Raw genomic sequence first — 22,190 nt, 5'->3', positions numbered from 1 at the left:
CTCGAATGACTCGTTGTTTTCAGTCGACCAGGCCGCGACGACGGGCCACGGCGATGGCGCCGTATCCTGCGAGGTCGCGCTGTTCGTCATCGCCCAGCACCGTGACGGTGCCGGAGAAGAAATCGTCGCCTTCGACCAGCCGCGCGATCGCCTCGCGCAGGATCGGCTTGCCGCTGACAACGAAGCGTGTACCCGGACTCATCCGGATCGCGCTGGAATTCTTGAGCGTAAGCAGGTCGGAGCCGAGCACGGCACCGAGCAGGAAGTTCGCCCGTGCGTTGGCGTCGTAGACGGCGAACTGGTCGAGGATGCGCACGCTGAAGCAGGCGCGGCCCAGCCCGATCTTGTTCGCCGAGGCGGCGCCCGCCAGCAGCATCTCGGGATCGATGCGCTTGGCGAAGCCTTCCTTCAGCGAGCCGGCCAGGATCGTGTCGTGCGAGATGACATGCAGCAGTTCACCCGCCAGCGTGGTCACGCAGCCGTCGATACGGCGGTCCTTGCTGATGCTCACGAACTTCGAATGCGAGCCCGGCAGCACGACGACGGTCGGCTCGTTGAGGTCCAGGCGCTCGACCAGCGCAAAGGATTCGACTTCCTCGCCGCGCATCATGTCCATCGCCTCGCAGTTATGCAGGCCGATATGGTCCACCGCGTTGCGCACGCCGGGAACGAACCAGATCGGTGCATGCCACACATTCTCGACGAGGTGTTCGCGCATGGACTTCGCCATGTCGTCGATGCCGGCCGGTGCAGGCACGTGCGGTATTTCGCAGAGGCCGACATTCGAGGTGATCATGCCGGAGGCCACGGCAAGGCCGATATCGCCGCGCTCGAGCTGTGCCGAGGCGAGCGCTTCGTTGATGGTTTCGCGAAGACCATCCTCGAGTTTTTTCGTGTTGCCGGTGATCGCGGTATCCCGCACACCGACCTGCCGCGCGGCCTGCGCGACCACCTCGCCGTCGCTCCAGACGGTAACGCGGGTGTTCGTGGTACCAGTGTCGATGGTGAGGATGTTCATCGCGTGTCCGTTCGAAAGCGCCACGGATGATTGGCGGCACCTGTCGAGACAGGCAAACTAGAATTTCTCCGGGGCTTCCCCAAGTTTTTTTGAATGAGTCCGCAATGAAGCGCTCGCTCCCCCTCAACGCCGTGCGAGTTTTCGAACTTGCAGCGCAACATCTGAGCTTCACCAAGGCCGGTGAGGAGCTCTCGTTGACGGCGGCTGCGGTCAGTGCGCAAGTCAAATTGCTGGAGTCTTACCTGGGCGCTGCGCTTTTTGTGCGTAGCAACAATAAGCTCTCGCTGACGCCGGCGGGAGAGAACTATTTCCCGCGCGTTCGCGATGTTTTTCGTGCACTGCAGCATGCCACCGACCAAGTGATGGGCGAGCGCAACGCGTCGCTGAGGGTATCGGTGCCCCCGACTTTCGGTACGAAATGGCTGGTGCCGCGACTTTTCCGCTTCTTTTCCAGGCACCCGGATATCGCGGTCGAGGTGGTCACCGACGGTGGCGATGACGCGGGTTGGGACCTGGCCATCGACGATCGCCTGAGCGAGGGCGGCGACCAGTCGATCCTCGCGACGAGCGGCTACACCCCGGTCTGTGCGCCCTCGCTGGCCGAGCGCATCCATGGGCCCGCGGATCTCGGCGAACACTTATTGCTCCACGAGCGTCCGGGACGGCGTGCCGCGTCCGCGGTCAGCTGGGAGCAGTGGTTCGAGCGCGCGGGGATCGAGAATGCCGTCGTCTCGCGGGACATGGGTTTCGGCGACGGCACGATGATGCTGCAGGCCGCGATCGAAGGGCAGGGCGTGGCGCTGGCGCAGGACCTGCTCGTTGCCTACGACCTCGCGGCAGGCCGTCTCGCTGAGCCCTTCCGGGTGGACGTGCCGCTGCGTCACACGTATTACCTGGCCATCTCCCGCGATGCGGTGTCCCGCGAGGAAACCATGGTCTTCCGTGAGTGGCTCTTCGCCGAAGTAGGCCAAGGCTCGTTGTAGGAGCCGATGAATCGGCTTCTACGGGAGAAGGCTGGCGTGCCGTACGGCCTCGCCAACCGCACGCTCAGCAGTCGCGAGGCGCCTTCTTCCTGCGCCACCAAAGCGCGGCCAGCGCAATCAGTGCACCGGCAATCGCCAGCCAGATACCTGCCTGCCCACGGTGGATCCACATGGCCAGCCATTCGTGGTTATGCGCGCCGAAATAGCCCAGGTACACCCACAGCGGCACGCTGATCGCCGCGGCGAGTCCATCCAGTAGCAGGAAACGGAAGAAGCCCACGCGGTGGGTGGCGCCGGCGGTGATGAATACCGCGGTGCGCATGCCCGGCAGGAAGCGGGCGACGAACATCATGCGATTGCCGTAGCGCTCGAACTTCTCCTGCACCCTGGCGTAGCGCTCGGGCGTGAGCAGCCGGGCGACGACGCGCCAGCGCAGGATACGCGCGCCGAAGTGGCGGCCGAGCAGGAACATCGTGGAATCGCCGACCAGTACGCCCGCCATGCCCACGCCGACCATCGTATGGACGTCGCCATAGCCGAGGCCGGTGATGATGCCACCAGCGACCAGGGTGATGTCTTCCGGCAGGGGCGCACCTGCTCCGCAGAGCATCAGGGCCAGGAAAACGGCCGCGTAGCCGTTTTGCCCGAAGAGATCGACGAGGTGATTCAATAAATCCATCAGCGACGCGCAAGTCCGGCCCTGGCCGGTCCCTTCATGGAACGAAGCCCGGATGATCCCATGGATCGCGTTAATCTCGCGGTGCGGTGCATCATTCCCCGTCCACAGGGGCAGGGGCGGAGCGGGCCGCCAGCAGCACGCGCAGCTCGGCCTTTTCGGTGTCGTCCAGTACACCCTCGCGGCTGCGCCCGATCAGGTACTCGCGGCGTTGTGTCATGGCCTGGCGCTGCATCTGGTCCAGCGATCCCAGGAACTCCACGCGCTGCATGCCGGCATCGCCGACGACTTCAGCCTGCATGAGCTTTTGCAGGGACGCGTACTCGGGTCGGTCAAGAAAATACTCAACCAGAACCGCCGGATTGATCCCCGGACGTGAACGAGCGACGTCCATCAACTCGGCCAGCAGGTTCACGCCGGGGCGGTCCAGGCGAAGGAAGGCATAGGGCGGCTCCACCTCGTCGGCCAGGGCCGGCTGCGCGAGGAGCAGGGTGATCGCACTGCGTACGAGACTGCGCTGGACGTTAGCCGGGCGCGCCTGGTTGGCTCGATTCGGCGCCGGTTCGGGCTCGAGTACGGCCTTGGCGCCCGTGCGGCGTTCCAGCTCCTGACCCATGAGATCGCGGAACGCACCGTCGGGCAGCTTGGCAATGAGGGGGCGAGCGCGTTCGGCGAGGCGGGCTCGCCCGTCCAGGCGGCTGACGTCGACATCCCGTGCGAGCTCCTCGAAGAAGTACTCGGACATGGGCATCGATTCCTTCATGCGCTTCTCGAAGCCGTCCTTGCCCTCCTTGCGCACGAGGGTGTCCGGGTCTTCGCCGTCGGGCAGGAACAGGAAGTGCGCCTGGCGCCCGTCGCGCATGCGCGGTAGCACGGACTCGAGCGCGCGCCAGGCCGCGGCCTTGCCCGCGCGATCGCCGTCGAAGCAGAAGTAGACGTCGGGCGCGGTACGGAACAGTACTTCGGCGTGTTCGGGTGTCGTCGCCGTGCCCAGTGTGGCGACGGCGATGGGTAACCCCGCCTGATGCAGGGCGATGACGTCCATGTAACCCTCGACCACCATGATCCGGGTCACGGTCTGGTTCGCCTGCTTCACCTGCCACAGCGCGAACAACTCCTTGCCCTTGTGAAACAGTGGGGTTTCCGGCGAGTTGAGGTACTTCGGGCTCTGTTCCGACGACAACACGCGCCCGCCAAAGGCGATCACGCGGCCGCGACGGTCCAGGATGGGAAACATCACTCGCTCGCGGAACCGGTCGTATTTGTTGCCGCGCTCGTTGCTGGCCACCATGCCGGCTTCGTTGAGCAACTGGCGTCGGCGGTCGTTCGTGCCGAGGGCCTTCATGACACCGTCAAAACCCGCCGGCGCCCAGCCGATGCGGAAGCGCTTGACGATGTCCTCGTCCAGGCCGCGCCGGTCCACGTAGGAGGTCGCCTCGGGGCTGTTTCCCAGCTCGCGCTGATAGAAGCTCGCGGCTTCGTCGAGCAGGGTGTAGAGGTCGCTGCGGTCTTCGCGCGGCTTGTCGTCGCGGTTGCCTTCGTAGGGGACTTTCAGGCCCGCTGACTGGGCGAGTTCTTCGATCGCATCGGGAAATTCGAGGCGGTCGTAATCCATGAGGAACTTGATCGCGCTGCCGTGCGCGCCGCAGCCGAAGCAGTGGAAGAACTGCTTCTGCGGGCTCACATAGAACGACGGTGAGCGCTCGTTGTGGAACGGGCAGCAGGCAGTCCACTCGCGTCCCGCCTTTTTCAGCGGGACGCGACGCTCGATCACGTCGACGATGTCGACGCGGGTCAGCAGTTCGTCGATGAAATTGTCGGGAATTCGGCCACGCATCAGTCGCCTAGGATGCCATGCATCCGCGTCCGAATGGAGTCCGAATCACCGTTTAGAACGCCAGGTGGAAGACACCGATGACGGCCAGGATCGCGATCACGAACAGGATCAGGAAGATGGCGAAACAAACCTTGGCGATCGTCGCGGCAATGCCGGACACACGGCTGAAGCCCAGCGCGCCGGTAACCAGCGCGATGAGACCGAAAATAATGGCGTACTTAAGCATAGGGGGCCCCCGTGAGCGCCGGAGGAACGTCCGCCAGCCGCGGACGGAGAATGATGACAAGCGCGTGGCGCGATTGTGAAAGCCTGGCTATGTGGAGCGGCTCCCACAGAAGCTGTGTATCAGGCCAGTTTGGCTTTGATCTTGCCTGCCACCGCAGCCATGTCGGCCCGGCCGGCGGCCTTTTCCTTGATCAGGGCGACCACCTTGCCCATGTCGCGTGCCGAGGTGGCACCCGTTTCGGCAATGGCGGCGGCGATGAGGGCGTCCAGCTCGGCGTCGTCCAGCTTGGCCGGCAGGTAGGCGCCGATCACGCCCATCTCATAGCGCTCGATCGTGGACAGGTCGGTACGGCCTGCCTTGTCGAACTGTTCGATGGAGTCGCGACGCTGCTTCTGCATTTTTTCGAGGGCAGCCAGGACCTGAGCGTCGTCCAGCTCGATCCGCTCGTCGACTTCGCGCTGCTGGATCTGCGCCTGGATCAGGCGGATCACGGCCAGGCGGTCCTTCTCTCCGCCCTTCATGGCGGCCTTCATGTCTTCGGTGATCTTTGCCTTGAGGCTCATGCACTTTCTCCGGGACGACGAAAAGCCGGCTTTACCTTTCGGCAAAGCCGGCTCGGGATTTCCGCTCTGAATACACCGGGCAGCGCGCAGGGCGCCTGCCGAGGTACCATACCCGGTCGCGAAGGACCGGGATGGGCATCAGTACATGCGGGTCCGGCGCGTCGTGTCGCGGGACAGACGGCGCAGGTGACGCTTCACAGCAGCGGCGCGCTTGCGCTTACGCTCCTGGGTCGGCTTTTCATAAAATTCGCGCTTACGCGTTTCGGCCAGCACGCCAGCCTTCTCGCACGTACGCTTGAAGCGACGGAGGGCAAGCTCGAAAGGCTCGTTCTCGCGGACTTTAACGCTCGGCATGGAAACTCCACTTGATTAAACTGACCCGGAGTACCCGGGCGAGCCGTGGATTATAACGTGATTGATTCGAGAAATTCAAAGCCTGTTTTGGGCGTGGAAACATCCTGTGACGAAACGGGGGTGGCCCTGTTGCGTTGGGACCCCGAAAAGCCGGGCCGTGGCCTGCTTTCGCACGCGCTTTTCAGCCAGATCGCCCTGCATGCCCAATACGGGGGTGTGGTGCCGGAACTGGCCAGTCGCGACCATGTCCGCAAGCTGGTGCCGCTGGTGCGTGAGGCTCTCAAGGAGGCGGGACTTACCCCGGCCGACCTGGGAGGCGTGGCCTACACGGCGGGCCCCGGCCTCGTCGGAGCCCTGCTCGTGGGCGCTTCGGCGGCCCGCGCCATGGCCTGGGCCCTCGGCGTGCCGGCCATCGGCGTCCACCATATGGAAGGTCATCTGCTGGCGCCGCTGCTGGAGGACGACCCGCCGGAAACCCCGTTCGTGGCCCTGCTGGTCTCCGGCGGCCACTCCATGCTGGTCGAGGTCAAGGCGATCGGGGAGTACAAGATCCTCGGCGACACCCTGGATGACGCCGCAGGCGAGGCCTTCGACAAGACGGCCAAGATGATGGGTCTGCCTTATCCGGGCGGCCCGGCGCTGGCCAAGCTGGCCGAACAGGGCACTCCCGGCAGATTCCGCTTCTCACGGCCCATGGTCGACCGGCCCGGCCTGGACTTCAGCTTCTCCGGCCTGAAGACCCAGGTGCTGCTGGCCTGGAAGGCGAGTGACCAGAGCGACCAGACCCGCGCCGATGTGGCCAGGGCCTTCGAGGAAGCCATTGTCGATACGCTGGCGATCAAGTGCCGGCGCGCGCTCGAGGCCTCCGGCGCTAAGCGGCTGGTGATCGCCGGTGGCGTGGGGGCCAACAAACGCCTTCGCGAGCAACTGGCCGAGGCCGGGGTGAAGGACGGCTTCCGCGTCTATTTCCCGCGTCTGGCCTTCTGCACGGACAACGGCGCGATGATCGCCCTCGCCGGCGCGATTCGTCTGGCCTCGGGACAGCACCAGGACGCCACGATCGAAGTGCATCCGCGCTGGAGTCTGGAAAGCCTGCCCGCCGCCTGACGTTTGCGACCTGGGTTGCGCTGCTGTACTTGCGTAATCCAGGTCGGTCGCGGACCCTGTAAGGCCCTCCTTGTGCGCCACGCCCCCTCCATGGATATCGTCTTCATCGAAGACCTGCGTATCGACGCGGTCATCGGCATCTACGACTGGGAACGCCGGATCCGGCAGACCCTGTCCTTCGATCTGGAAATGGCGTTCGACAATCGTCGGCCTGCTGCGAGCGACGACATCGCCGACACGCTCAACTACAAGTCCATCTCCAAGCGCCTGCAGTCGTTCGTCGAAGCATCCAGCTTCGGCCTCGTCGAAACGCTGGCGGAGCGATGCGCCGAGATCGTGCGCGATGAGTTTGGCGTGGCATGGGTACGCCTGAAGCTGTCCAAGCCGGGTGCGGTGCGCGGCGCCAAGGCGGTCGGCGTACGCATCGAACGTGGCATCCGACCGGAATGACGCATACCGGTCGTGCCTACCTGAGTCTCGGCTCGAACATCGATGCGGAGCGCTGGCTTGCCGCCGCAGTGAGCGAGCTGCGTGCCCGCTTCGGCGCGCTCGATATCTCTCCGGTGTATCGCAGTGCCGCCGTCGGTTTCGACGGCCCCGACTTCCTCAACCTGGCAGTGGCGATCGACAGCGACCTCGCGCCTGACGCGTTGAACGACTGGCTGCACGCACTCGAGGACCGGCACGGTCGCATCCGCGGCGGCGCACGCTATGGCTCGCGTACGCTGGACGTGGACATCGTGCTTTACGACGATCTGGTCCTGAGTGGAAAGGGCAACCTGGAGCTTCCGCGCGGCGAGCTGCGCCATGCCTTTGTCCTCAAGCCGATGGCGGACATCGCGCCGTCCCTTCGCCATCCCGTCGATGGGCGGACCATGGCTGAGCTATGGACGATGTTTCCGAAGGAAAGCGAGCCGTTGACCGTGGACGAAGCGGTAACCCAAGCCGTCGAAACCAACCGCTAACGCCAGCCGTTACGGAAGACGCCGACGGGCACGGCTCTGGCGACCGCCGCTCCAAGGTGCTACAACGCGTTCCACCAAAGGGGCCATAGGGAAAGGGAAATGGGTAAGTTCCAACGCAGTTGGGCGCTGATGAAGGCGAGCGCCAATATCCTCCGGCAGGACAAAGAGCTGATGCTGTTCCCGCTGTTCGCGGGCTTGGCGTCGCTGGCCGTAATCGCCACGTTCGCGTGGCCTGTCTTCACCCTGGTCGCGCATCATCGCGCCGGCTTCGAGGGCGAGCGTGGCCATGCCTCGCCGATGTTCATGCTGGTGAGCTTCCTGTTCTACTTCGTGCAGTACACGGTGGTGATCTTCTTCAACACCGCCCTCGCATCTGCGGCCATGATTCGTCTCGACGGCGGCAATCCGACGGTCCGCGACGGCGTTCGCCTCGCCATGGGCAAGCTTCCGAACATCATCGGCTATGCGCTTATCTCAGCCACGGTCGGCATGATCCTGCGCGCGCTGCAGGAACGCTTCGGCTTCATCGGTCGCATCGTCGTCGGCATGCTCGGGTTCGGCTGGACCGTCGCCACGTTCCTCGTCGTGCCGGTGCTCGCCGCACAGGACGTCGGCCCCATCGAAGCTGTAAAGCGGAGCACATCGCTGCTGCGTAACACCTGGGGCGAGAACCTGATCGGTAACGCGGGCATCGGCGTTGCCGGCGGCCTGCTGACGTTCGGCCTGATCCTGGTCAGCGCGATGCTCTTCATCGGTGCCGTCGCCACGCACTCGATCGCCCTGATGTTCGTCGTCGGCGCCGCCGCCGTGATCGCCCTCGTTGCCCTCAGCCTGTTCCAGACGGCGATGCACGGTGTCTATTCGGCAGCGCTCTATCGCTTCGCCGAAGAAGGCGACCCGGGCCAGGGCTTCGATCGCGCCCTGCTCGAATCGGCGTTCCGCCCAAAAAACTAAAAACGGCGGGTCTGTAAATGGAACGGGGCCCATCAAGGCCCCGTTTTCTGCTTTCTGTAGGAGCCGATTCATCGGCGATCCGCGCCAACGGCGCGGCAAGCCCGGCCCCCTCAAATATTCAACGCCCTACCACCATCCACCCGAATCACCTGCCCGGTGGTGTAGTGCGCATCCATCATCAACCAGCGCACCGCTTCAGCAACATCAGCCGGCTCGCCCTTACGCGCAAGTGGTGTCTTCGCGATCAACGCCTCCACAGCTTCTTCGGGCTTCCCCGAAGCTGGCCAGAGAATCGCACCCGGTGCCACGGCATTTACCCGCACGTCCGGCGCGAGGTCCTTGGCTAACGCCTGCGTCAGCATCACAAGCGCGGCCTTCGCCATCGAATAGACAACGTGTCCGGCAAGCGGTCGCTCGGCATAGATGTCGACGATATTGACGATCGCACCACGCGCTTCGCGTAGGGCCGGCGCCGCTGCTTGTGACAGAAAGAACGGAGCACGCGCGTTCGCGGCGAAGAGATCGTCCCAGTGCGCTGCCGTGGTTTCGCCGATCGGCGTGGGATAGAACGCGGAGGCATTGTTGACGAGCCCGTTAAATCGACCAAAGCGTGCCAGGACAGCGGTAACGAGTGCGTCCGGCGTTGCGTCGTCTTCCAGTGCGCCAGCGAAAGTAGCAGCGCTGTCCGCGCGCACCGCGTTGAGCTCTTGGGCCAGAGAGTCGGCTTCGTCGGCCGAGCTGCGGTAGTGGATGGCGACGTCGCAGCCTGCGGCGTGCAGCCGTCGCACGATGGCGGCGCCGACGCGGCGCGCGCCTCCGGTAACGAGAATGACCGGCTGCATGTTCATCGCGACTCCCATTTCAATCTGCGGGGAGCTTGCCGGATTTGGGGGCGGGCGTCACGTTGCGGCTTTGGGTTTGCGGCTGGCCGTGGCTTTTTTAGCGGGAGCGCGGCGCGCGGTGGTTTTCTTCGCGGCTTTCGCTGCCGTTTTCTTTGTGGCGGGCTTGGCTGACTTCACGGCCTTGGTCGACGCGGACTTGCGGGCGACGGTCTTTTTGGTCGTTGCGCGTTTTCGTGTCGATGCTGGTGAAGTCTTGCGGGCGGCCGATTTCGTGGCGGCCTTATCGCCGGCGGAGCCGGCTCCCACAGTGGCCTTGCCGGAGCCGGCTCCCACAGTGGCCTTGGCGGAGCCCGCTTCTACAGTGGCCTTGGCGGAGCTGGCTCCCACAACAGCTTTCTTGCCGGGCTCGGTGCCGTCGGGGGCGTCGTCGATGTGGATCTCACCGCTGAACAGGTCGATCGCGGTTTTCGCCACCTGACCGGTGTCGTAGTAGGCGTACGCGCCGACCCCGAGGGCACCCACGACCGGGAGCCAGCGGGAAATGCCCTTGCCGACGGCGCGCTTGGACACGCTTACGCCGATGCGGCCAGCAAGGCGCTGGAGCACGCTGGTGGCTGTGGTGCGGAAGACGAGGCGGTCGCCCACGCGGATCGCCACGTCGCGGAAGGCCTGCGCGGCGGTGTGGCGGAAGAGGCACCAGAGCATCTGCTCGCGGCCGAGCTTCGGGGTCTTGCCGTAAGCGGCGGCGATATCGCTCACCAGCTGGCCCTGGATACGCCAGATAGCGACCAGCTCCGGCAGGACGGTCAGCCAGCCCAAAGGCCCTGGAGGCAGGGCGAGCGTGCCGGCCGTGATGGCGGCTTTCTGTGCGGCGGAGGCGGCCAGGCGGCGGCACTCTTCCGCGGCGTCGCCCTTGATCCGGGGTACGTCGCTCTCGGGAATGCGGCTGACAAACTCGAGGATCGCCTTGGCCACCGGGCTCTCGCCCCGGTCGGCGGTCACGGCAACGATCTCCCGCGAAGTCGAAGAAGGAGTAGCGTCCTTTTTGGCCATCGGTCTCTCCACGCATGCGATATAAGCATCGTCGCGTGGGCCACGTGAGTCCGCCATGAAGCGAAAGCGGCGAGTCGAAAGGGCGATGAAACCCCTCGGGCCGATAGTGACTTTCGACCGATTTCCCCCGTTCTGCGAATTCGTTATGATACGTTATAACATCGCTACCCGAAGAAGAGTCCCCCGATGACCCCCGCACGCCTCGCGCTCTGCATCGCCCTTGCCCTATCTGCCGCCCCTGCGTTTGCCGACACCACCACTGAGCCCACCGACCCGCAGAAGGCGACGAACCTGGGTGCGGTGGATGTCTCCGCGCGACTCGACGAAGCGCGTAACAGCCTTTCCCCGGACACCGGCAGCAGCCAGTACGTCATGGATCGCCAGACGATTCAGGCGCTGCCGCTGGGCGACTCCACCCCGCTCAACCAGGTGATCCTGCAGGCGCCGGGCGTGGTGCAGGACTCTTACGGCCAGCTCCACGTGCGTGGTGACCACGCCAACCTGCAGTACCGCATCAACGGCGTGCTCATTCCCGAAAGCATCGGTGGCTTCGGCCAGACGCTCGACGCCCGCATGATCGACAACGTGAAGCTGCTCACCGGCGCGTTGCCCGCGCAGTACGGCGAGCGCACCGCCGCCATCGTCGACATCACCACGCGTACGCCGAAAGACGGCGTGGGCGGCACCGTCGGCATCACCGGCGGTCAGTTCGGCACCGTGAATCCGAATGCCACGCTGTTCGGCAAGTCGGGCGACTGGAGCTGGTTCCTCACGGCGAACTACCTCGAGAACGATGTCGGCATCGAAAACCCGACGTCCAGCCGCAAGCCGATCCACGACCACACCAACCAGGTGAAGGCGTTCGGCGATGTCTCTTACCTCATCAATAACGACACGCGCCTCAGCTTCATGTTTGGCGTGACCAACAACCGCTTCGAAGTCCCGAACAATCCGGGCCAGGCGCCCCAGTTCGGCTACCTCGACGTGACCAACTTCGATTCGGCCCAGCTCGACGAGCGCCAGCAGGAGAAGACGCGCTTCGGCGTGCTCAGTTTGCAAGGCAAGATGGGCGAGACGGCGTACCAGGTCTCGGCTGGCGAGCGCTACAGCAGCCTCGACTTCACGCCGGACGATATCGGCGACCTCATGTTCAACGGCGTCGCTTCCGATGTACGCCGCGCGAACCGTGCCTCGACGCTGCAGGCCGACTTCTCCACGCCGCTGGGCGATAACCACACGCTGCGTTACGGTCTGTACGGTTCGTTCGAACGTGCCTCGGCAAGCAACGATGCGATGGTCTTCCCGGCGGACGACGACGGTAACCAGACCTCGACCACGCCGCTGAACATCGTCGACTCGAGCCGGATTCTTGCTCGCACCTACGCGGCCTACCTGCAGGACGAGTGGAGCATCGGCGACAAGTGGACCGTCAACTACGGTGTGCGTGCCGACCGTTACGAAGCCTTCCGCACCGAGAGCCAGCTCAGTCCGCGCCTCGGCCTGGTGTACCAGCCGACCGACAGCACGACGATCCACGCCGGTTACTCGCGTTACTTCACCCCGCCGGCCAGCGAGCAGATCAGCCCGACCTCGATCGCGAAATTCGTTGGCACGACCAACGCACTGCCGCCGGACAATGGCAGCGACACGCCGCTGGCCGAGCGCTCCAGCTACTACGACGTCGGTATTTCGCAGAAATTCGGCGACAACCTGACCGTGGGCCTGGACAGCTACTACCGCAAAGTCTCGCGTATTCAGGATGAAGGCCAGTTCGGCACGGCACTGGTGTACTCGACGTTCAACTACGACCAGGGACGTATCAAGGGCGACGAGCTCACGGTGAACTACACCAATGGCGCGCTCACGGCGTACTTCAACTTTGCCTACAACCGCTCGGTGGGCAAGCGGATCATCACCGGCCAGTACAACTTCAGCCCGGAAGATCTGGCTTACATCTACAACAACTACATCCACCTCGATCACGACCAGAAGTACACCTCGTCCGGCGGCGTGAGCTACGCCTTCTCCGAAGGCACGCGCGTGGGTGCGGACTACCTGTTCGGCTCGGGTCTTCGTCGGGACGGCGCCGTCCCGAACGGTGACACGCTGCCTGGCTACTTCCAGCTCAATCTCAGCGTGGCGCACGACTTCGACCTGACCAGCATGGGCAAGACCCACGCCCAGCTCGCTCTTGTCAACGCGCTGGATCGCACCTACGAGATCCGCGACGGCTCCGGTATCGGCGTGGGCGCGCCCCAGTTCGGTCCGCGCCGTGGCGTGTTCCTCTCGCTGCAGCAGGACTTCTGATCGCCCCCCGGATGCCGCGCCCCCTGAAGCGGGGCGCGGCATCCGTTATCCTGATGGCATGAACGCCAAGCTTCCCGAACCCGGCGCCGACGAGCGCGCCCACTCCGACCATCTGTCTGCCCTGCTGCGCGAGGAAATCGCCTCGCAGGGGCCGATGCCTTTTTCGCGCTTCATGGAGCGCTGCCTGTATACGCCGGGCCTCGGCTACTACAGCGCCGGCAAAGCCAAGTTCGGTGCAGACGGTGACTTCGTCACCGCGCCGGAGATCGGTACGCTGTTCGCCCGCTGCGTGGTCCGCGCCTTCGAGCCCGTGCTTGCGTCGCTGGGCCCTGACGCCGACTTCCTCGAACTGGGCGGCGGCAGCGGTGCCTTTGCGGAAGCCGCCTTGCTCGCCCTCGATGCTGCCGGTCGCCTGCCACGGCGCTTCATGATCCTCGAACCCAGCGCCGACCTGCGCGAGCGCCAGCGCGAGCGGCTGCATGCCGCCTTGCCGGCGGAACTCTTCGCACGTGCGGTATGGCTCGACGGCCCGCCGGAGGAAGACTGGGACGGCGTGCTCTTCGCCAATGAAGTGATCGACGCACTGCCGACCACCCGCTTCACGGTGCGCGACGGCGAGGTCTACGAGGAATACGTGGTCCTCGACGGCGACGGGCGGTTCCATCGCACGGACCGGCCGGCGGATGCGCTGGTCAGCGGTGCCGTGCGTCATGTCGAGCGCGATCTCGGTCGCGACTTCGAGAACGGTTACCGCACCGAAATTCTTCCGCAGTTGCCGTACTGGATGCAGGCCATCGCAGGCTCGCTGCGCAAGGGGGCGATGTTGTTTGCCGACTACGGCTACGTGCGCGAGGAGTTCTACCTGCCGGAGCGTACCGACGGCACGTTGCGTGCGTTCTACCGGCATCGCATGCACGGCGATGCGTTCTATCTGCCCGGCCTGCAGGACCTCACGGCCTCGGTGGATTTCACCGGCCTGGCCGAAGCGGGTAACAACGCCGGTTTCGGTGTCGCCGCCTACATGCCGCAAGCGCCCTTCCTCATCGCAGCGGGCATGCAGGAGTTCTTCGAGAACGACTACCTCATGCTCACCGACGAAGCCGCGCGCTACCGCCTGGCCCAGGAGGTGAAAAAGCTGACGATGCCCGAACAGATGGGCGAACGTTTCCAGGTCATGTTGTTCGCCAAGGGCATCGAGGCGTCCGCCTTGCCCGAAGGGATCCTCGCCGCCGACCAGGGCTCGCGGTTGTAATTGCAGAAATGTGGGAGCCGATAAATCGGCTCCTACAGTGGCTCCGGCTTCGGTTTTGGAATACCCGCGATGGCCACGGCCTGCGCTTTCTTCATCGCCTCGCCGATCGCTGGCCCGTGCAGGCCCTGGTCGACGAAGGGCTGCGAGGTGATCGCCGCCGCCGCCTCGCGGCAGGCGCGCAGGAAATCGGCTTGCGGATACGCGGCGTCCTCGCTCCCCAGGCGTCCCTGCTTGTCGGCCATGCAGGCGAGCAGGAAGGTCTCCAGACGCTCGGGTCGGCGTAGCGAACCCAGTGCTTCCAGCAGGCGAAGGATCGTCGTCGGCTTCAGCTCGAACGCCATGTGTGCATTCAGATGGTGCTTGCAGACCAGCTCGGCCATGGATGCGTAGTCCACCGGTACTTTCAAACGCGCCGAGATCGCCCGCACGGGTTCGATGCCGCGCTGCTCGTGCATGATGTGTCGCGGCAGGACATCCGCCGGCGTGAGCGCCTTACCCAGGTCGTGGGTGAGCGCACACCAGCCGACCAGCGCGTTTCCCGGAGCGAGTCTCGCGGCAGCATCGAGCACGAGCTCGATATGAATGCCCGTGTCCACTTCAGGATGAAACTCGGGACGTTGCGGCACACCGTAGAGTGCATCCACTTCCGGAAAAAGCACGCGCAGCGCACCGCTCTGGCGGAGAACACGCAGGAACACGGCAGGGGCGGGCTCGGCCAGCGCCTTGCGTGTTTCCGTCCAGACGCGCTCCGGCACGAGATGATCGATCTCACCGTCGTCGACCATGCGCCGCATCAGCGCCATGGTTTCGTCGGCCACGCGAAAGCCCAGCGGGGCGTAGCGCGCGGCGAAGCGCGCTACGCGAAGCAGGCGTACCGGGTCTTCGAGGAACGCGTCGGAGACGTGACGCAGCGTACGCGAGGCAATGTCGGCGACACCGCCAAAAGGATCGACCAGACTGCCGTCATCGCGTTGGGCGATTGCATTGATGGTCAGGTCGCGGCGCTCGAGATCCTGCTCGACAGTGACGCTCGGATCCGCGTGGAAGGCGAAGCCGTGATACCCGCGTCCCGTCTTGCGTTCTGTCCGGGCGAGCGCGTATTCCTCCTTGGTTTCACCGTGCAGGAAGACGGGAAAATCCTTGCCGACGGCCTTGTAGCCAGCGGCAAGCATGTCTTCGGGCGTGGCGCCGACAACGACCCAGTCGCGATCCACGACAGGGCGATGAAGAAGCTGGTCGCGAACGGCGCCGCCGACGAGATAGATGTCCATGCGTCGCTTCAGGGACGACGTCGCGCGCGAGCTTCGTCGAGACGACGCTGGCGGACGGGTTGACCGAGCAGCCTCGGCAGCCACGCGGAGAACGACTGCGGCACGATGCCCAACTGGGCCAGTCCATCGATCTTGCCGACCGAGTCGGTGCGCAGCGTACGAAAGTTGTCCGGCGTGAACGGCTTGCCGGGGACGAACTGGGCGAACTGCGCCTGCAGGCGCCCCAGCGCGTCGGGCATGGGAATGATCCAGCGCCGGCGGCTGCGCGCATCGCGAATGGCACGTACGACATCGACCAGCGACAAGGTTTCCCGGCCGTAGAGTTCGAACGTGCGCAGCACGGAAATCGCCGGGTCAGCCACCGCGCGGGCGATGGCCTCGGCCACGTCGCCGACGAAGACCGGGGCGATCTTCGCGTTCGGACGGGGCAGGGGCATGGCCGGTGCGAACGACAGCAGTTTGTCGAAGCGCGAGACCAGGCCGTCGTTCGGCCCGAAGATCGTGCTCGGCTGGTAGATGGTCCAGTCCAGCGTGGAGGCCTTGACCAGTGCCTCCGCTTCGCCGCGCGTGCGCAGGTAGGAGGACAGACCCTGACCAGCCTTCAGCGAACTCATCTGGTGGAAGCGATGTACGCCGGTGTCGCGGCAGGCGTCGATCAGCAGGCGCGTCAGGCCGACGTGCGCTCGCTCGAACGTGTTGCGCCCACTCTCGTTGAGGATGCCGACAAGGTTGATGACCGCGTCTGCGCCGGCGATATGACGACGCAGTGCCGCCGGGTCGTAGACATCGGCACTGGTCACCGTGACGTTGCGACCGACGACGCTATGCCGGCGCCCCTGGCGATTGCGCGAGAGCAGGATCAGTTCATGCCCGTCGGCGGCTAGCCGCGGTATCAGCGTGCCACCGACAAAGCCGGTGCCGCCGAGAATGACGATCCGTTGGGTTTTCACGGTTGGGCGTCCGGTGAGGCGGGTGCCGACGAGGCTGCGGCTGGCGCGGGCTGCAAGGCAGCCGGTGCCGCAGGGGCGGTGTCGTGCGAGCTACGGGCCACTGCGGCGGCGGGTGCCGGGCACGAGACCGGCTTACGCACCGCACCAGCAGGGGGTAGGGAATACGTGCTGCCGATCCGCGTCATGCGCGAGCTGATCGGCATGGCATTGCCGGTGAGACGCCAGTCGTAGATCACGGCGAAGGCCATCACGCGGGCGACGTACTCGCGTGTTTCCTTATAGGGAATGCTGACGACGAACAGGTCCGGATCCAGCGTGCCGCGTGCCGTGAGCCACTGGTCGACCTTGTTCGGGCCGGCGTTGTAGGCCGCGCTGGCGAGCCACGGTGCACCGTTGTAACGCTGCGCCATCTGCGCGAGATAGCGCGTGCCGAGGACGATATTCGTGCCGGGGTCGTACAGGCTGTCGCCGCCGCCCCAGGAAAGTCCGTTACGTTTTGCGACGAGGGAGGCGGTGCCGGGCAGCAACTGCATCAAGCCGCGCGCATCCGCGCCGGAGCGCGCGTCCGTCATCCAGGCGCTTTCGGCCCGGATGATTGCGTAGGCCCACGGCGCTTCGATGCCGGCCTGGCTCGCCTGTTCCACGACGCCGTCCTGGCGGGCCAGCGGGAAGCGCTGTTCGTAGAGACGCAGGGCATCGCCCGAAGACAGTCCGAATACGGCGCGGTCGTACCAGCCCTTACGGAAGGCGAGGTCGGCGGCGAGCCGCTGCGTGTCGGCGTCGCGGCCGGCAAGGGCGGCCGTCCATTCGCGTCGGCCCTGCTTCTGCAGGCCCACGGCATAGAGTTCGAAGGCGCGATCCAGACCGGGCTCGGCGAGCAGGGCGGCTTCCCGCCGCTCGTCGGTCGCCATGGTCGAGGGGCAGATGGCATACGAGGTGTCGATGCGGTCGGCGGCGAGGAAGCCAAAGTACGTCGCTTCCTGTGACACCGACTGGTACAGGGCCTTCGCCTCGCCCTGCCGGCCGAGCTTGCCCAGCACGAGCGCACGGAAGTAACGCCACTCGCCGTCATCTTTTTGCGATTCGCCGAGTGCATCCAGTGCAGAGAGCGCCGCAGTCCAGTCCTGTCGCGCCAGCGCCACGCGCACACGCCACTCGCGGGTGGCGTCCGTCTGTGCACCCGGTGGCAGGGCGGCAAGGCGGTCCAGCGCCGACTCGTCGAAATCCGTCGCATGGAACAACGCCAGCGCATTCTCGATCGCACCGCGCTGCTGCTCGCTCAGCGTGAAGTGCGAGGACAGCGAATTCCACGCGCTATCGGCCACGGTCGACTGTTTGCGGGCCATGCGCTGCAAGGCGAGGGTCACGGCCTGGCGATGACGCGGGGTGTCGGGCCAGTTCGCCGCATCGCGCAGCGCGGTAGCCGGATCGTTGAGAGCCTGTGCGATGCGCTGGGCGGCGACCGCGTCGTCTGCGGGCAACCACGGCGCCAGTGCCGCCACGGTGCCGCCCTTGCCGGCGTCCGCGGCGACCTGGATGCGTGTCCACACCCGATCGGGCGTGAGCAGGCCCTGGTCATGCGCGGCGGAAAGCACCGGGTCGCAGGCGTTGGGCAGGCTGGCCTTCTTCCAGAGGTCGGCGAGGTCGCGCTCGAAAACCAGCGGCTCGCCGCGTGACAGTTTCGCCTGCAAGGCGAAGCAGGTCAGCGCATCGCCGAGACCGGGCTGGTACATAGCGCTGAATGTGGTCCAGTCTTTCCGCCGCGCCAGTTCGCCGAGGTAATCCCTGCGCAGGTCGGCGGCGGGAATCAGTCCGGGATAACGAGCCAGGTAGGCATCCACCGGGCCGCGGTCGAGGGTGCGCAGGTCGTGTTCGAGGGAGGCCGCTTCCAGATAGGGGAACAGGACATAGCCTTCGAGGCCGGTGGCCTGCGAGCGCCACGCATCGCCGCCTTGCTGGGCTGCCGAATAGGCCTGCCGGAACTGCGCACGCTGGGCGTCGGTGCCACTGGCCGAAGCGGCCAGGCTGATGGCGAGCCCACAGACAGCGAGGACGAGTCCGCCCATCAGGCGGAGGGAGCGGTCGACGCGTCGTGCTACCGGGGCAGATGCCATCGGGGTCTTCCTTTACAGGGACATATCGCCCGATTGTAAGGGAAGGTGGTGCGCAGGTCGGATGAACGAAGTCCGTTGGCCCGGAATCGCCCTGAGGCCTGCCGCCCGCTAAGCTAGCGGGATGCCGCCTCTCAGCCCCTACGCGCGCCTCGCGCGACCCCTCGCATGGATCGTCCTCGTTGCCGCCGCTCTCTTCGGTGCGGGCTACTGGTGGACACTAGGCCGCCCGATTCCACTTCCCGACTCGCCGACCGCGAAGATCGCCTGCGTTTCGTACGCCCCCTTCCGACTGAAGGGCGAGAATCCCATGGATCCCCATGCGTTCGTTTCCCGCGAACGTGTTGAGGAGGATCTCAAGGCGCTGTCCACGCGGTTCGATTGCGTGCGCACCTACGCGATGAACCAGGGCCTGGAAGCGGTGCCGGATCTCGCAGGCCGCTACGGCATGAAGGTGCTGATGGGCGTCTGGCTCGGCCGCGACCCCGTGGCAAACGAACAGCAGATCAAGCTTGCACTGGCTGCAGCCAAACGTGACCACGACACCTTGCGCGGCATCGTCGTCGGCAACGAGGTGCTGCTGCGGGGCGAGTTGTCGCCGAAGGCGCTCGGCGCGTACATCGCACGGGTGAATGCGGCCACCGACATACCCGTGACCTATGCCGACGTCTGGGAGTTCTGGAAGAAGCACCCGGAGCTCGCGAAGGATACGGACTACATCACCATCCATATTCTTCCCTACTGGGAAGACGAGCCGGTGGCGCCGGCAGACGCCGTGCATCACGTCGCCGATGTGTACCAGGCCATGAAGCGCGAGTTCCCCGGCAAGTCGATCATGATCGGCGAAACCGGCTGGCCGAGCCAGGGGCGTACGCGCCGCGCCGCGAGCGCGAGTCTGGTCAACGAGGCGCGCTACATGCGCGAGTTCCTCAACTACGCCGCCACCGTCGACATGCCCTACAACGTCATCGAGGCTTTCGACCAACCGTGGAAGCGCGATCTCGAAGGCACCGTGGGTGGCTACTGGGGCATCTTCGATGTCGATGCCAAACCCAAGTTCGCCATGCAGGGCCCTATTGTCGAAGAGCCTCGCTGGACCTGGGCGATCGGTGCCGGCGGACTCGGCGCGGCGTTGTTCCTCATCGCTGGCGCGATTCGTCGTCGCTGGCATGGCATATCGGGTTGGACAGCGCTGGCGCTTGCCGGTTTCGCCACCGGCACGGCACTCGCCGCGCATGCCCGCCTTCTGCTCTTCACTGCACGCAACGACGTCGAGTGGGCGACCGGCGTGATCATCGGCGCCCTGGCGTTGCTCACTGCATTGTCGCTGTCGCGCGCCGTCGCGTCGCGTCTCGCCTCACCGGTGAACCCGGCGGCGATCGCCCCGCGCCCGGTCGAGCGTCGGCGCCTCGGTATCGTCTTCTCGGACGCGTTCACCCCGCAACGGTTCTTCTGGATGTTCGTGCTGGCGCTCTACGGCATCCTGATGGTCTTCAACGGCCGCTACCGCGATTTCCCGATCGGCTTGTTCGCGTTGCCCTGCGTCGGCTTCCTGCTGCTTGCCACCCTGCGCACGCGTGAGGATGTCCTCATGCCGCTGATCGAGGAGCGTCTGCTGGCGATCTGGATCGCCGGCCTGGGCGTCGCGGTCGTGGTGCAGGAGCTGGGTGCGAACGCCGTGTCCTGGGGCTGGATGCTGCTGAATCTTGCACTTGCCGTACCGGTGCTGACCGCCTGGTACCGCGCGCGCGGCGCACCTGAGGAAAGCTGAGCCGGTCAGGTCGCTGCAGCAACCTGCTGGCGGTCGTACTGCACGCGCACCAGTCGCAACGCGCCGATCAGCAAGGCCAGCGCGCCGCCTTCATAGCAATACAGCTGCAAGGCGATCACGCCAAGGCTGGCGGCCAGCACGGCAGCGACCGTGTTCCGCCAGAACAGCGCAACGAGCGCCATCAGCACGGCCGCATAGCCGTAGCCGTAGCTGAGGAAGCCCTGGACAATGAGGGTGCGCGTGCCGCACCACCACGGGCCGTCCGTGCCGTCACAGGCGTGAGCCATGTCGGACGGCTCGATAAACCCGTAGCGAAGCCATGCCGCGCCGATGGCGACCAGAACGATGACGGCCCAGGGCAGGGCGGCGCGCAGGCTGGGTTTCATGGAACGGTTACCTCGGTCGGGACGCGCCCGCTGCCTCGATCAGTGAGAGGGGCAGGCGGATTTCGGCGGCAAGCGGCAGATGATCGGAGAAGGCACGGGGTAATGTCCACGTGCGCTCGAGTTTGATCTCCGCCGAGGTCAGGATGTGATCCAGCGCGCGCCGTGGTTTCCAGCTGGGAAAGGTGAGCGTGCTGGTGGTCGGCATCTGCAGCGCGGTCTTGTCGAACAACAGCCGCATCTCGGGGCTGGTCGGTTCGGTGTTCAGATCGCCCATGAGCACCGCATGCGGATACGGCGCGAGCAATTCGGCGATGAAGCCGAGCTGGCCCATGCGTGCCGCCGCACCCAGGGAAAGATGGGCGACGACCATCACCAAAGCGTCGGAGCCTTCGCCAAATCTTACGAACAGCGCGCCGCGTCCCTTGATGCGTCCCGGCAGCGGGTAATCGATGACTTCGGTCGGCTCGATGCGGCTGAGCAGGCCATTGGCCGAATGGGCGACGCGCGCCATCGGCCGGTTCGGCTGGTGGCTCCAGAACGGCATGCCAGCGGCTTCGGCGATGTAGCGCGTCTGGTTGAGAAACCCGGAGCGGAGACTGCCGGCATCGGCTTCCTGCAGGCCGACGACGTCGAACTCATGCAGCAGCTCGGCCAGTGAATCGAGGTTGGCCAGCTTTGAACGCCCGGGCAGCACGGCGTTGACGCTGCGCGTGACGTAGTCGCTGTAACGCTGGACGCTGGCACCGGCGAGGATGTTGCAGCTCAGCAGGCGCAAGGTGCGTTCGGGAGCAGGGGACGGATTCGGCGGGGAGCGGGTCATGGTGTTTCGCGATGGTTACCACGTCGGGCCGTGACAACTGAGGATGCCCTCCATCGTGTGAACGGGGGGCATCCTCAGCGGCCCAGGGGCTTACTTGCCGCCCTTGAGTTCCTTGTTGACCAGGAACAGGGTCATGGCGTTGAGGCCGTCGAAGTCTTTGAAGTCGACCGGACGGTACTTGCCGTTGACGATGATCGACGGCGTGCCGTCCACACCCCAGGCCTGGATCAGCTTGGTGTCGGCGATGATCCGGTCATGGGTTTCTTTGCTGTTGGCGATTTCCAGGAACTTCGCCGGGTCGATACCCGCATTGGTCTTGTACCAGTCGGCCAGTTCTTCGAGCGTGCGCAGCGGGTAATGCTCTTCGTGGATCGCCTTGAACAGCGCCGCATGCGTCTTCGGCAGCACGCCCAGTTTCTGTGCGGCGTAATACGACTGTGCGTACGGCAGCCACGCATCGTTGAAGGCCGCCGGGATCGCATGGAACACCACGCCCTTGGGCAGCTGCTTCTGCAGTTCTTCCACCTTGGGCTCGTAGTGCGCGCAATGGATGCAGCCGTACGAGAACACTTCGACGACTTCAACCTTGCCGTCCTTCGGATCCAGACGCACCGGGGTCGCCATGGTGGCGTACTGGCTGTCGGTGAAGGCCGGCGCCGTGGCGGCAGCCGGATCGGCGCCGCCCGCCGAGCAGGCGGTGGCCAGGGTCAGGCCGACGAACAGGAACGAGAGACGCTTGAACAT

Annotated in this window: 22 protein-coding genes; 8 read left to right on the top strand and 14 right to left on the bottom strand. The window is 65.3% G+C overall.

The window, feature by feature from the left end; genetic code table 11:
* Positions 1-19 precede the first annotated feature (19 nt).
* Positions 20-1,018: a 2-dehydro-3-deoxygalactonokinase gene (locus ACVWWJ_RS21390; protein ID WP_456969395.1), complete on the bottom strand. Its 999-nt coding sequence runs from the start codon at positions 1,016-1,018 to the stop codon at positions 20-22.
* Between the two features lie 104 nt (positions 1,019-1,122).
* Here ACVWWJ_RS21390 and ACVWWJ_RS21385 point away from each other — a divergent pair, with 104 nt between their 5' ends.
* On the top strand, positions 1,123-2,001 hold the full coding sequence (locus tag ACVWWJ_RS21385) for a LysR substrate-binding domain-containing protein (RefSeq protein ID WP_159889450.1): 879 nt from the start codon (positions 1,123-1,125) through the stop codon (positions 1,999-2,001).
* A 64-nt stretch (positions 2,002-2,065) separates the two neighbouring features.
* Here the strand turns inward: ACVWWJ_RS21385 and ACVWWJ_RS21380 are convergent, their stop codons facing one another.
* From ACVWWJ_RS21380 to rpsU, 5 genes are all read right to left on the bottom strand, one after another.
* Complete coding sequence (locus tag ACVWWJ_RS21380) at positions 2,066-2,680, bottom strand: DedA family protein (RefSeq protein ID WP_159889448.1); 615 nt, start codon at positions 2,678-2,680, stop codon at positions 2,066-2,068.
* 91 nt (positions 2,681-2,771) lie between these two features.
* Positions 2,772-4,514: a DNA primase gene (gene dnaG / locus ACVWWJ_RS21375; RefSeq protein WP_159889446.1), complete on the bottom strand. Its 1,743-nt coding sequence runs from the start codon at positions 4,512-4,514 to the stop codon at positions 2,772-2,774.
* A 52-nt stretch (positions 4,515-4,566) separates the two neighbouring features.
* Complete coding sequence (locus ACVWWJ_RS21370) at positions 4,567-4,740, bottom strand: DUF1328 domain-containing protein (protein ID WP_107914692.1); 174 nt, start codon at positions 4,738-4,740, stop codon at positions 4,567-4,569.
* Positions 4,741-4,859: 119 nt separating this feature from the next.
* Positions 4,860-5,303 carry a GatB/YqeY domain-containing protein gene (locus ACVWWJ_RS21365; RefSeq protein ID WP_456969394.1) on the bottom strand — a complete coding sequence of 148 codons (444 nt, stop codon included), beginning with the start codon at positions 5,301-5,303 and terminating at the stop codon, positions 4,860-4,862.
* 138 nt (positions 5,304-5,441) lie between these two features.
* A complete protein-coding gene (gene rpsU / locus ACVWWJ_RS21360) occupies positions 5,442-5,657 on the bottom strand; it encodes a 30S ribosomal protein S21 (RefSeq protein WP_029213735.1) in 216 nt (71 codons plus the stop codon).
* 60 nt (positions 5,658-5,717) lie between these two features.
* Between rpsU and tsaD the strand changes: the two genes are divergently transcribed.
* The 4 genes from tsaD to ACVWWJ_RS21340 all read left to right on the top strand — a co-directional run bounded on the left by tsaD (position 5,718) and on the right by ACVWWJ_RS21340 (position 8,683).
* Positions 5,718-6,764 (top strand): tRNA (adenosine(37)-N6)-threonylcarbamoyltransferase complex transferase subunit TsaD, encoded by a 1,047-nt coding sequence (gene tsaD, locus ACVWWJ_RS21355; RefSeq protein WP_456969753.1) that lies wholly within the window; start codon positions 5,718-5,720, stop codon positions 6,762-6,764.
* Between the two features lie 90 nt (positions 6,765-6,854).
* Positions 6,855-7,214, top strand: coding sequence for a dihydroneopterin aldolase (folB, locus tag ACVWWJ_RS21350; protein ID WP_456969752.1), 360 nt, complete (start codon positions 6,855-6,857; stop codon positions 7,212-7,214).
* Positions 7,211-7,729: a 2-amino-4-hydroxy-6-hydroxymethyldihydropteridine diphosphokinase gene (folK, locus tag ACVWWJ_RS21345; RefSeq protein WP_456969393.1), complete on the top strand. Its 519-nt coding sequence runs from the start codon at positions 7,211-7,213 to the stop codon at positions 7,727-7,729. Before folB ends, folK begins: the two co-directional genes overlap by 4 nt.
* A gap of 99 nt (positions 7,730-7,828) precedes the next feature.
* Positions 7,829-8,683, top strand: coding sequence for a DUF6159 family protein (locus ACVWWJ_RS21340; protein WP_456969392.1), 855 nt, complete (start codon positions 7,829-7,831; stop codon positions 8,681-8,683).
* Positions 8,684-8,793: 110 nt separating this feature from the next.
* Here ACVWWJ_RS21340 and ACVWWJ_RS21335 read toward each other — a convergent pair whose 3' ends face one another.
* Together ACVWWJ_RS21335 and ACVWWJ_RS21330 are read right to left on the bottom strand one after the other, a co-directional pair.
* On the bottom strand, positions 8,794-9,531 hold the full coding sequence (locus tag ACVWWJ_RS21335) for a pteridine reductase (protein WP_456969391.1): 738 nt from the start codon (positions 9,529-9,531) through the stop codon (positions 8,794-8,796).
* 51 nt (positions 9,532-9,582) lie between these two features.
* A complete protein-coding gene (locus ACVWWJ_RS21330) occupies positions 9,583-10,527 on the bottom strand; it encodes a hypothetical protein (RefSeq protein WP_456969390.1) in 945 nt (314 codons plus the stop codon).
* 237 nt (positions 10,528-10,764) lie between these two features.
* Here ACVWWJ_RS21330 and ACVWWJ_RS21325 point away from each other — a divergent pair, with 237 nt between their 5' ends.
* Positions 10,765-12,885 (top strand): TonB-dependent receptor domain-containing protein, encoded by a 2,121-nt coding sequence (locus tag ACVWWJ_RS21325; protein ID WP_159889428.1) that lies wholly within the window; start codon positions 10,765-10,767, stop codon positions 12,883-12,885.
* 58 nt (positions 12,886-12,943) lie between these two features.
* Entirely contained in the window at positions 12,944-14,137 is a 1,194-nt protein-coding gene (locus ACVWWJ_RS21320) for an SAM-dependent methyltransferase (protein WP_159889566.1), read from the top strand.
* A gap of 32 nt (positions 14,138-14,169) precedes the next feature.
* Here the strand turns inward: ACVWWJ_RS21320 and ACVWWJ_RS21315 are convergent, their stop codons facing one another.
* Genes ACVWWJ_RS21315 through ACVWWJ_RS21305 form a run of 3 tightly spaced genes read right to left on the bottom strand, consistent with a single transcriptional unit; the run spans position 14,170 to position 18,472 of the window.
* Positions 14,170-15,408 carry a multifunctional CCA addition/repair protein gene (locus ACVWWJ_RS21315; protein WP_456969389.1) on the bottom strand — a complete coding sequence of 413 codons (1,239 nt, stop codon included), beginning with the start codon at positions 15,406-15,408 and terminating at the stop codon, positions 14,170-14,172.
* 8 nt (positions 15,409-15,416) lie between these two features.
* Positions 15,417-16,358: a complex I NDUFA9 subunit family protein gene (locus ACVWWJ_RS21310; protein WP_456969388.1), complete on the bottom strand. Its 942-nt coding sequence runs from the start codon at positions 16,356-16,358 to the stop codon at positions 15,417-15,419.
* Positions 16,355-18,472 carry a transglycosylase SLT domain-containing protein gene (locus tag ACVWWJ_RS21305; RefSeq protein ID WP_456969387.1) on the bottom strand — a complete coding sequence of 706 codons (2,118 nt, stop codon included), beginning with the start codon at positions 18,470-18,472 and terminating at the stop codon, positions 16,355-16,357. Before ACVWWJ_RS21305 ends, ACVWWJ_RS21310 begins: the two co-directional genes overlap by 4 nt.
* 121 nt (positions 18,473-18,593) lie before the next feature.
* Between ACVWWJ_RS21305 and ACVWWJ_RS21300 the strand changes: the two genes are divergently transcribed.
* Complete coding sequence (locus tag ACVWWJ_RS21300; RefSeq protein WP_456969386.1) at positions 18,594-20,240, top strand: glycoside hydrolase family 17 protein; 1,647 nt, start codon at positions 18,594-18,596, stop codon at positions 20,238-20,240.
* Positions 20,241-20,245: 5 nt separating this feature from the next.
* On the opposite strand, the gene ACVWWJ_RS21295 is transcribed toward ACVWWJ_RS21300, so the two are convergent.
* The 3 genes from ACVWWJ_RS21295 to ACVWWJ_RS21285 form a co-directional block, all read right to left on the bottom strand.
* Positions 20,246-20,626: a hypothetical protein gene (locus ACVWWJ_RS21295; RefSeq protein WP_456969385.1), complete on the bottom strand. Its 381-nt coding sequence runs from the start codon at positions 20,624-20,626 to the stop codon at positions 20,246-20,248.
* A 7-nt stretch (positions 20,627-20,633) separates the two neighbouring features.
* Positions 20,634-21,446 carry an endonuclease/exonuclease/phosphatase family protein gene (locus ACVWWJ_RS21290; protein WP_159889415.1) on the bottom strand — a complete coding sequence of 271 codons (813 nt, stop codon included), beginning with the start codon at positions 21,444-21,446 and terminating at the stop codon, positions 20,634-20,636.
* Positions 21,447-21,536: 90 nt separating this feature from the next.
* Positions 21,537-22,190 (bottom strand): thiol:disulfide interchange protein DsbA/DsbL, encoded by a 654-nt coding sequence (locus tag ACVWWJ_RS21285; RefSeq protein WP_159889413.1) that lies wholly within the window; start codon positions 22,188-22,190, stop codon positions 21,537-21,539.

Source organism: Luteibacter sp. HA06 (assembly GCF_054061215.1).
This window is presented reverse-complemented; position numbering and strand designations above follow the sequence as displayed.

What these genes read in the sequence shown, in the direction of transcription:
- ACVWWJ_RS21390 (WP_456969395.1), bottom strand. Translation starts at nt 1,018, where the DNA reads ATGAACATCCTCACCATCGACACTGGTACCACGAACACCCGCGTTACC.
- ACVWWJ_RS21385 (WP_159889450.1), top strand. Translation starts at nt 1,123, where the DNA reads ATGAAGCGCTCGCTCCCCCTCAACGCCGTGCGAGTTTTCGAACTTGCA.
- ACVWWJ_RS21380 (WP_159889448.1), bottom strand. Translation starts at nt 2,680, where the DNA reads ATGGATTTATTGAATCACCTCGTCGATCTCTTCGGGCAAAACGGCTAC.
- dnaG (WP_159889446.1), bottom strand. Translation starts at nt 4,514, where the DNA reads ATGCGTGGCCGAATTCCCGACAATTTCATCGACGAACTGCTGACCCGC.
- ACVWWJ_RS21370 (WP_107914692.1), bottom strand. Translation starts at nt 4,740, where the DNA reads ATGCTTAAGTACGCCATTATTTTCGGTCTCATCGCGCTGGTTACCGGC.
- ACVWWJ_RS21365 (WP_456969394.1), bottom strand. Translation starts at nt 5,303, where the DNA reads ATGAGCCTCAAGGCAAAGATCACCGAAGACATGAAGGCCGCCATGAAG.
- rpsU (WP_029213735.1), bottom strand. Translation starts at nt 5,657, where the DNA reads ATGCCGAGCGTTAAAGTCCGCGAGAACGAGCCTTTCGAGCTTGCCCTC.
- folB (WP_456969752.1), top strand. Translation starts at nt 6,855, where the DNA reads ATGGATATCGTCTTCATCGAAGACCTGCGTATCGACGCGGTCATCGGC.
- folK (WP_456969393.1), top strand. Translation starts at nt 7,211, where the DNA reads ATGACGCATACCGGTCGTGCCTACCTGAGTCTCGGCTCGAACATCGAT.
- ACVWWJ_RS21340 (WP_456969392.1), top strand. Translation starts at nt 7,829, where the DNA reads ATGGGTAAGTTCCAACGCAGTTGGGCGCTGATGAAGGCGAGCGCCAAT.
- ACVWWJ_RS21335 (WP_456969391.1), bottom strand. Translation starts at nt 9,531, where the DNA reads ATGAACATGCAGCCGGTCATTCTCGTTACCGGAGGCGCGCGCCGCGTC.
- ACVWWJ_RS21325 (WP_159889428.1), top strand. Translation starts at nt 10,765, where the DNA reads ATGACCCCCGCACGCCTCGCGCTCTGCATCGCCCTTGCCCTATCTGCC.
- ACVWWJ_RS21320 (WP_159889566.1), top strand. Translation starts at nt 12,944, where the DNA reads ATGAACGCCAAGCTTCCCGAACCCGGCGCCGACGAGCGCGCCCACTCC.
- ACVWWJ_RS21315 (WP_456969389.1), bottom strand. Translation starts at nt 15,408, where the DNA reads ATGGACATCTATCTCGTCGGCGGCGCCGTTCGCGACCAGCTTCTTCAT.
- ACVWWJ_RS21305 (WP_456969387.1), bottom strand. Translation starts at nt 18,472, where the DNA reads ATGGCATCTGCCCCGGTAGCACGACGCGTCGACCGCTCCCTCCGCCTG.
- ACVWWJ_RS21300 (WP_456969386.1), top strand. Translation starts at nt 18,594, where the DNA reads ATGCCGCCTCTCAGCCCCTACGCGCGCCTCGCGCGACCCCTCGCATGG.
- ACVWWJ_RS21295 (WP_456969385.1), bottom strand. Translation starts at nt 20,626, where the DNA reads ATGAAACCCAGCCTGCGCGCCGCCCTGCCCTGGGCCGTCATCGTTCTG.
- ACVWWJ_RS21290 (WP_159889415.1), bottom strand. Translation starts at nt 21,446, where the DNA reads ATGACCCGCTCCCCGCCGAATCCGTCCCCTGCTCCCGAACGCACCTTG.
- ACVWWJ_RS21285 (WP_159889413.1), bottom strand. Translation starts at nt 22,190, where the DNA reads ATGTTCAAGCGTCTCTCGTTCCTGTTCGTCGGCCTGACCCTGGCCACC.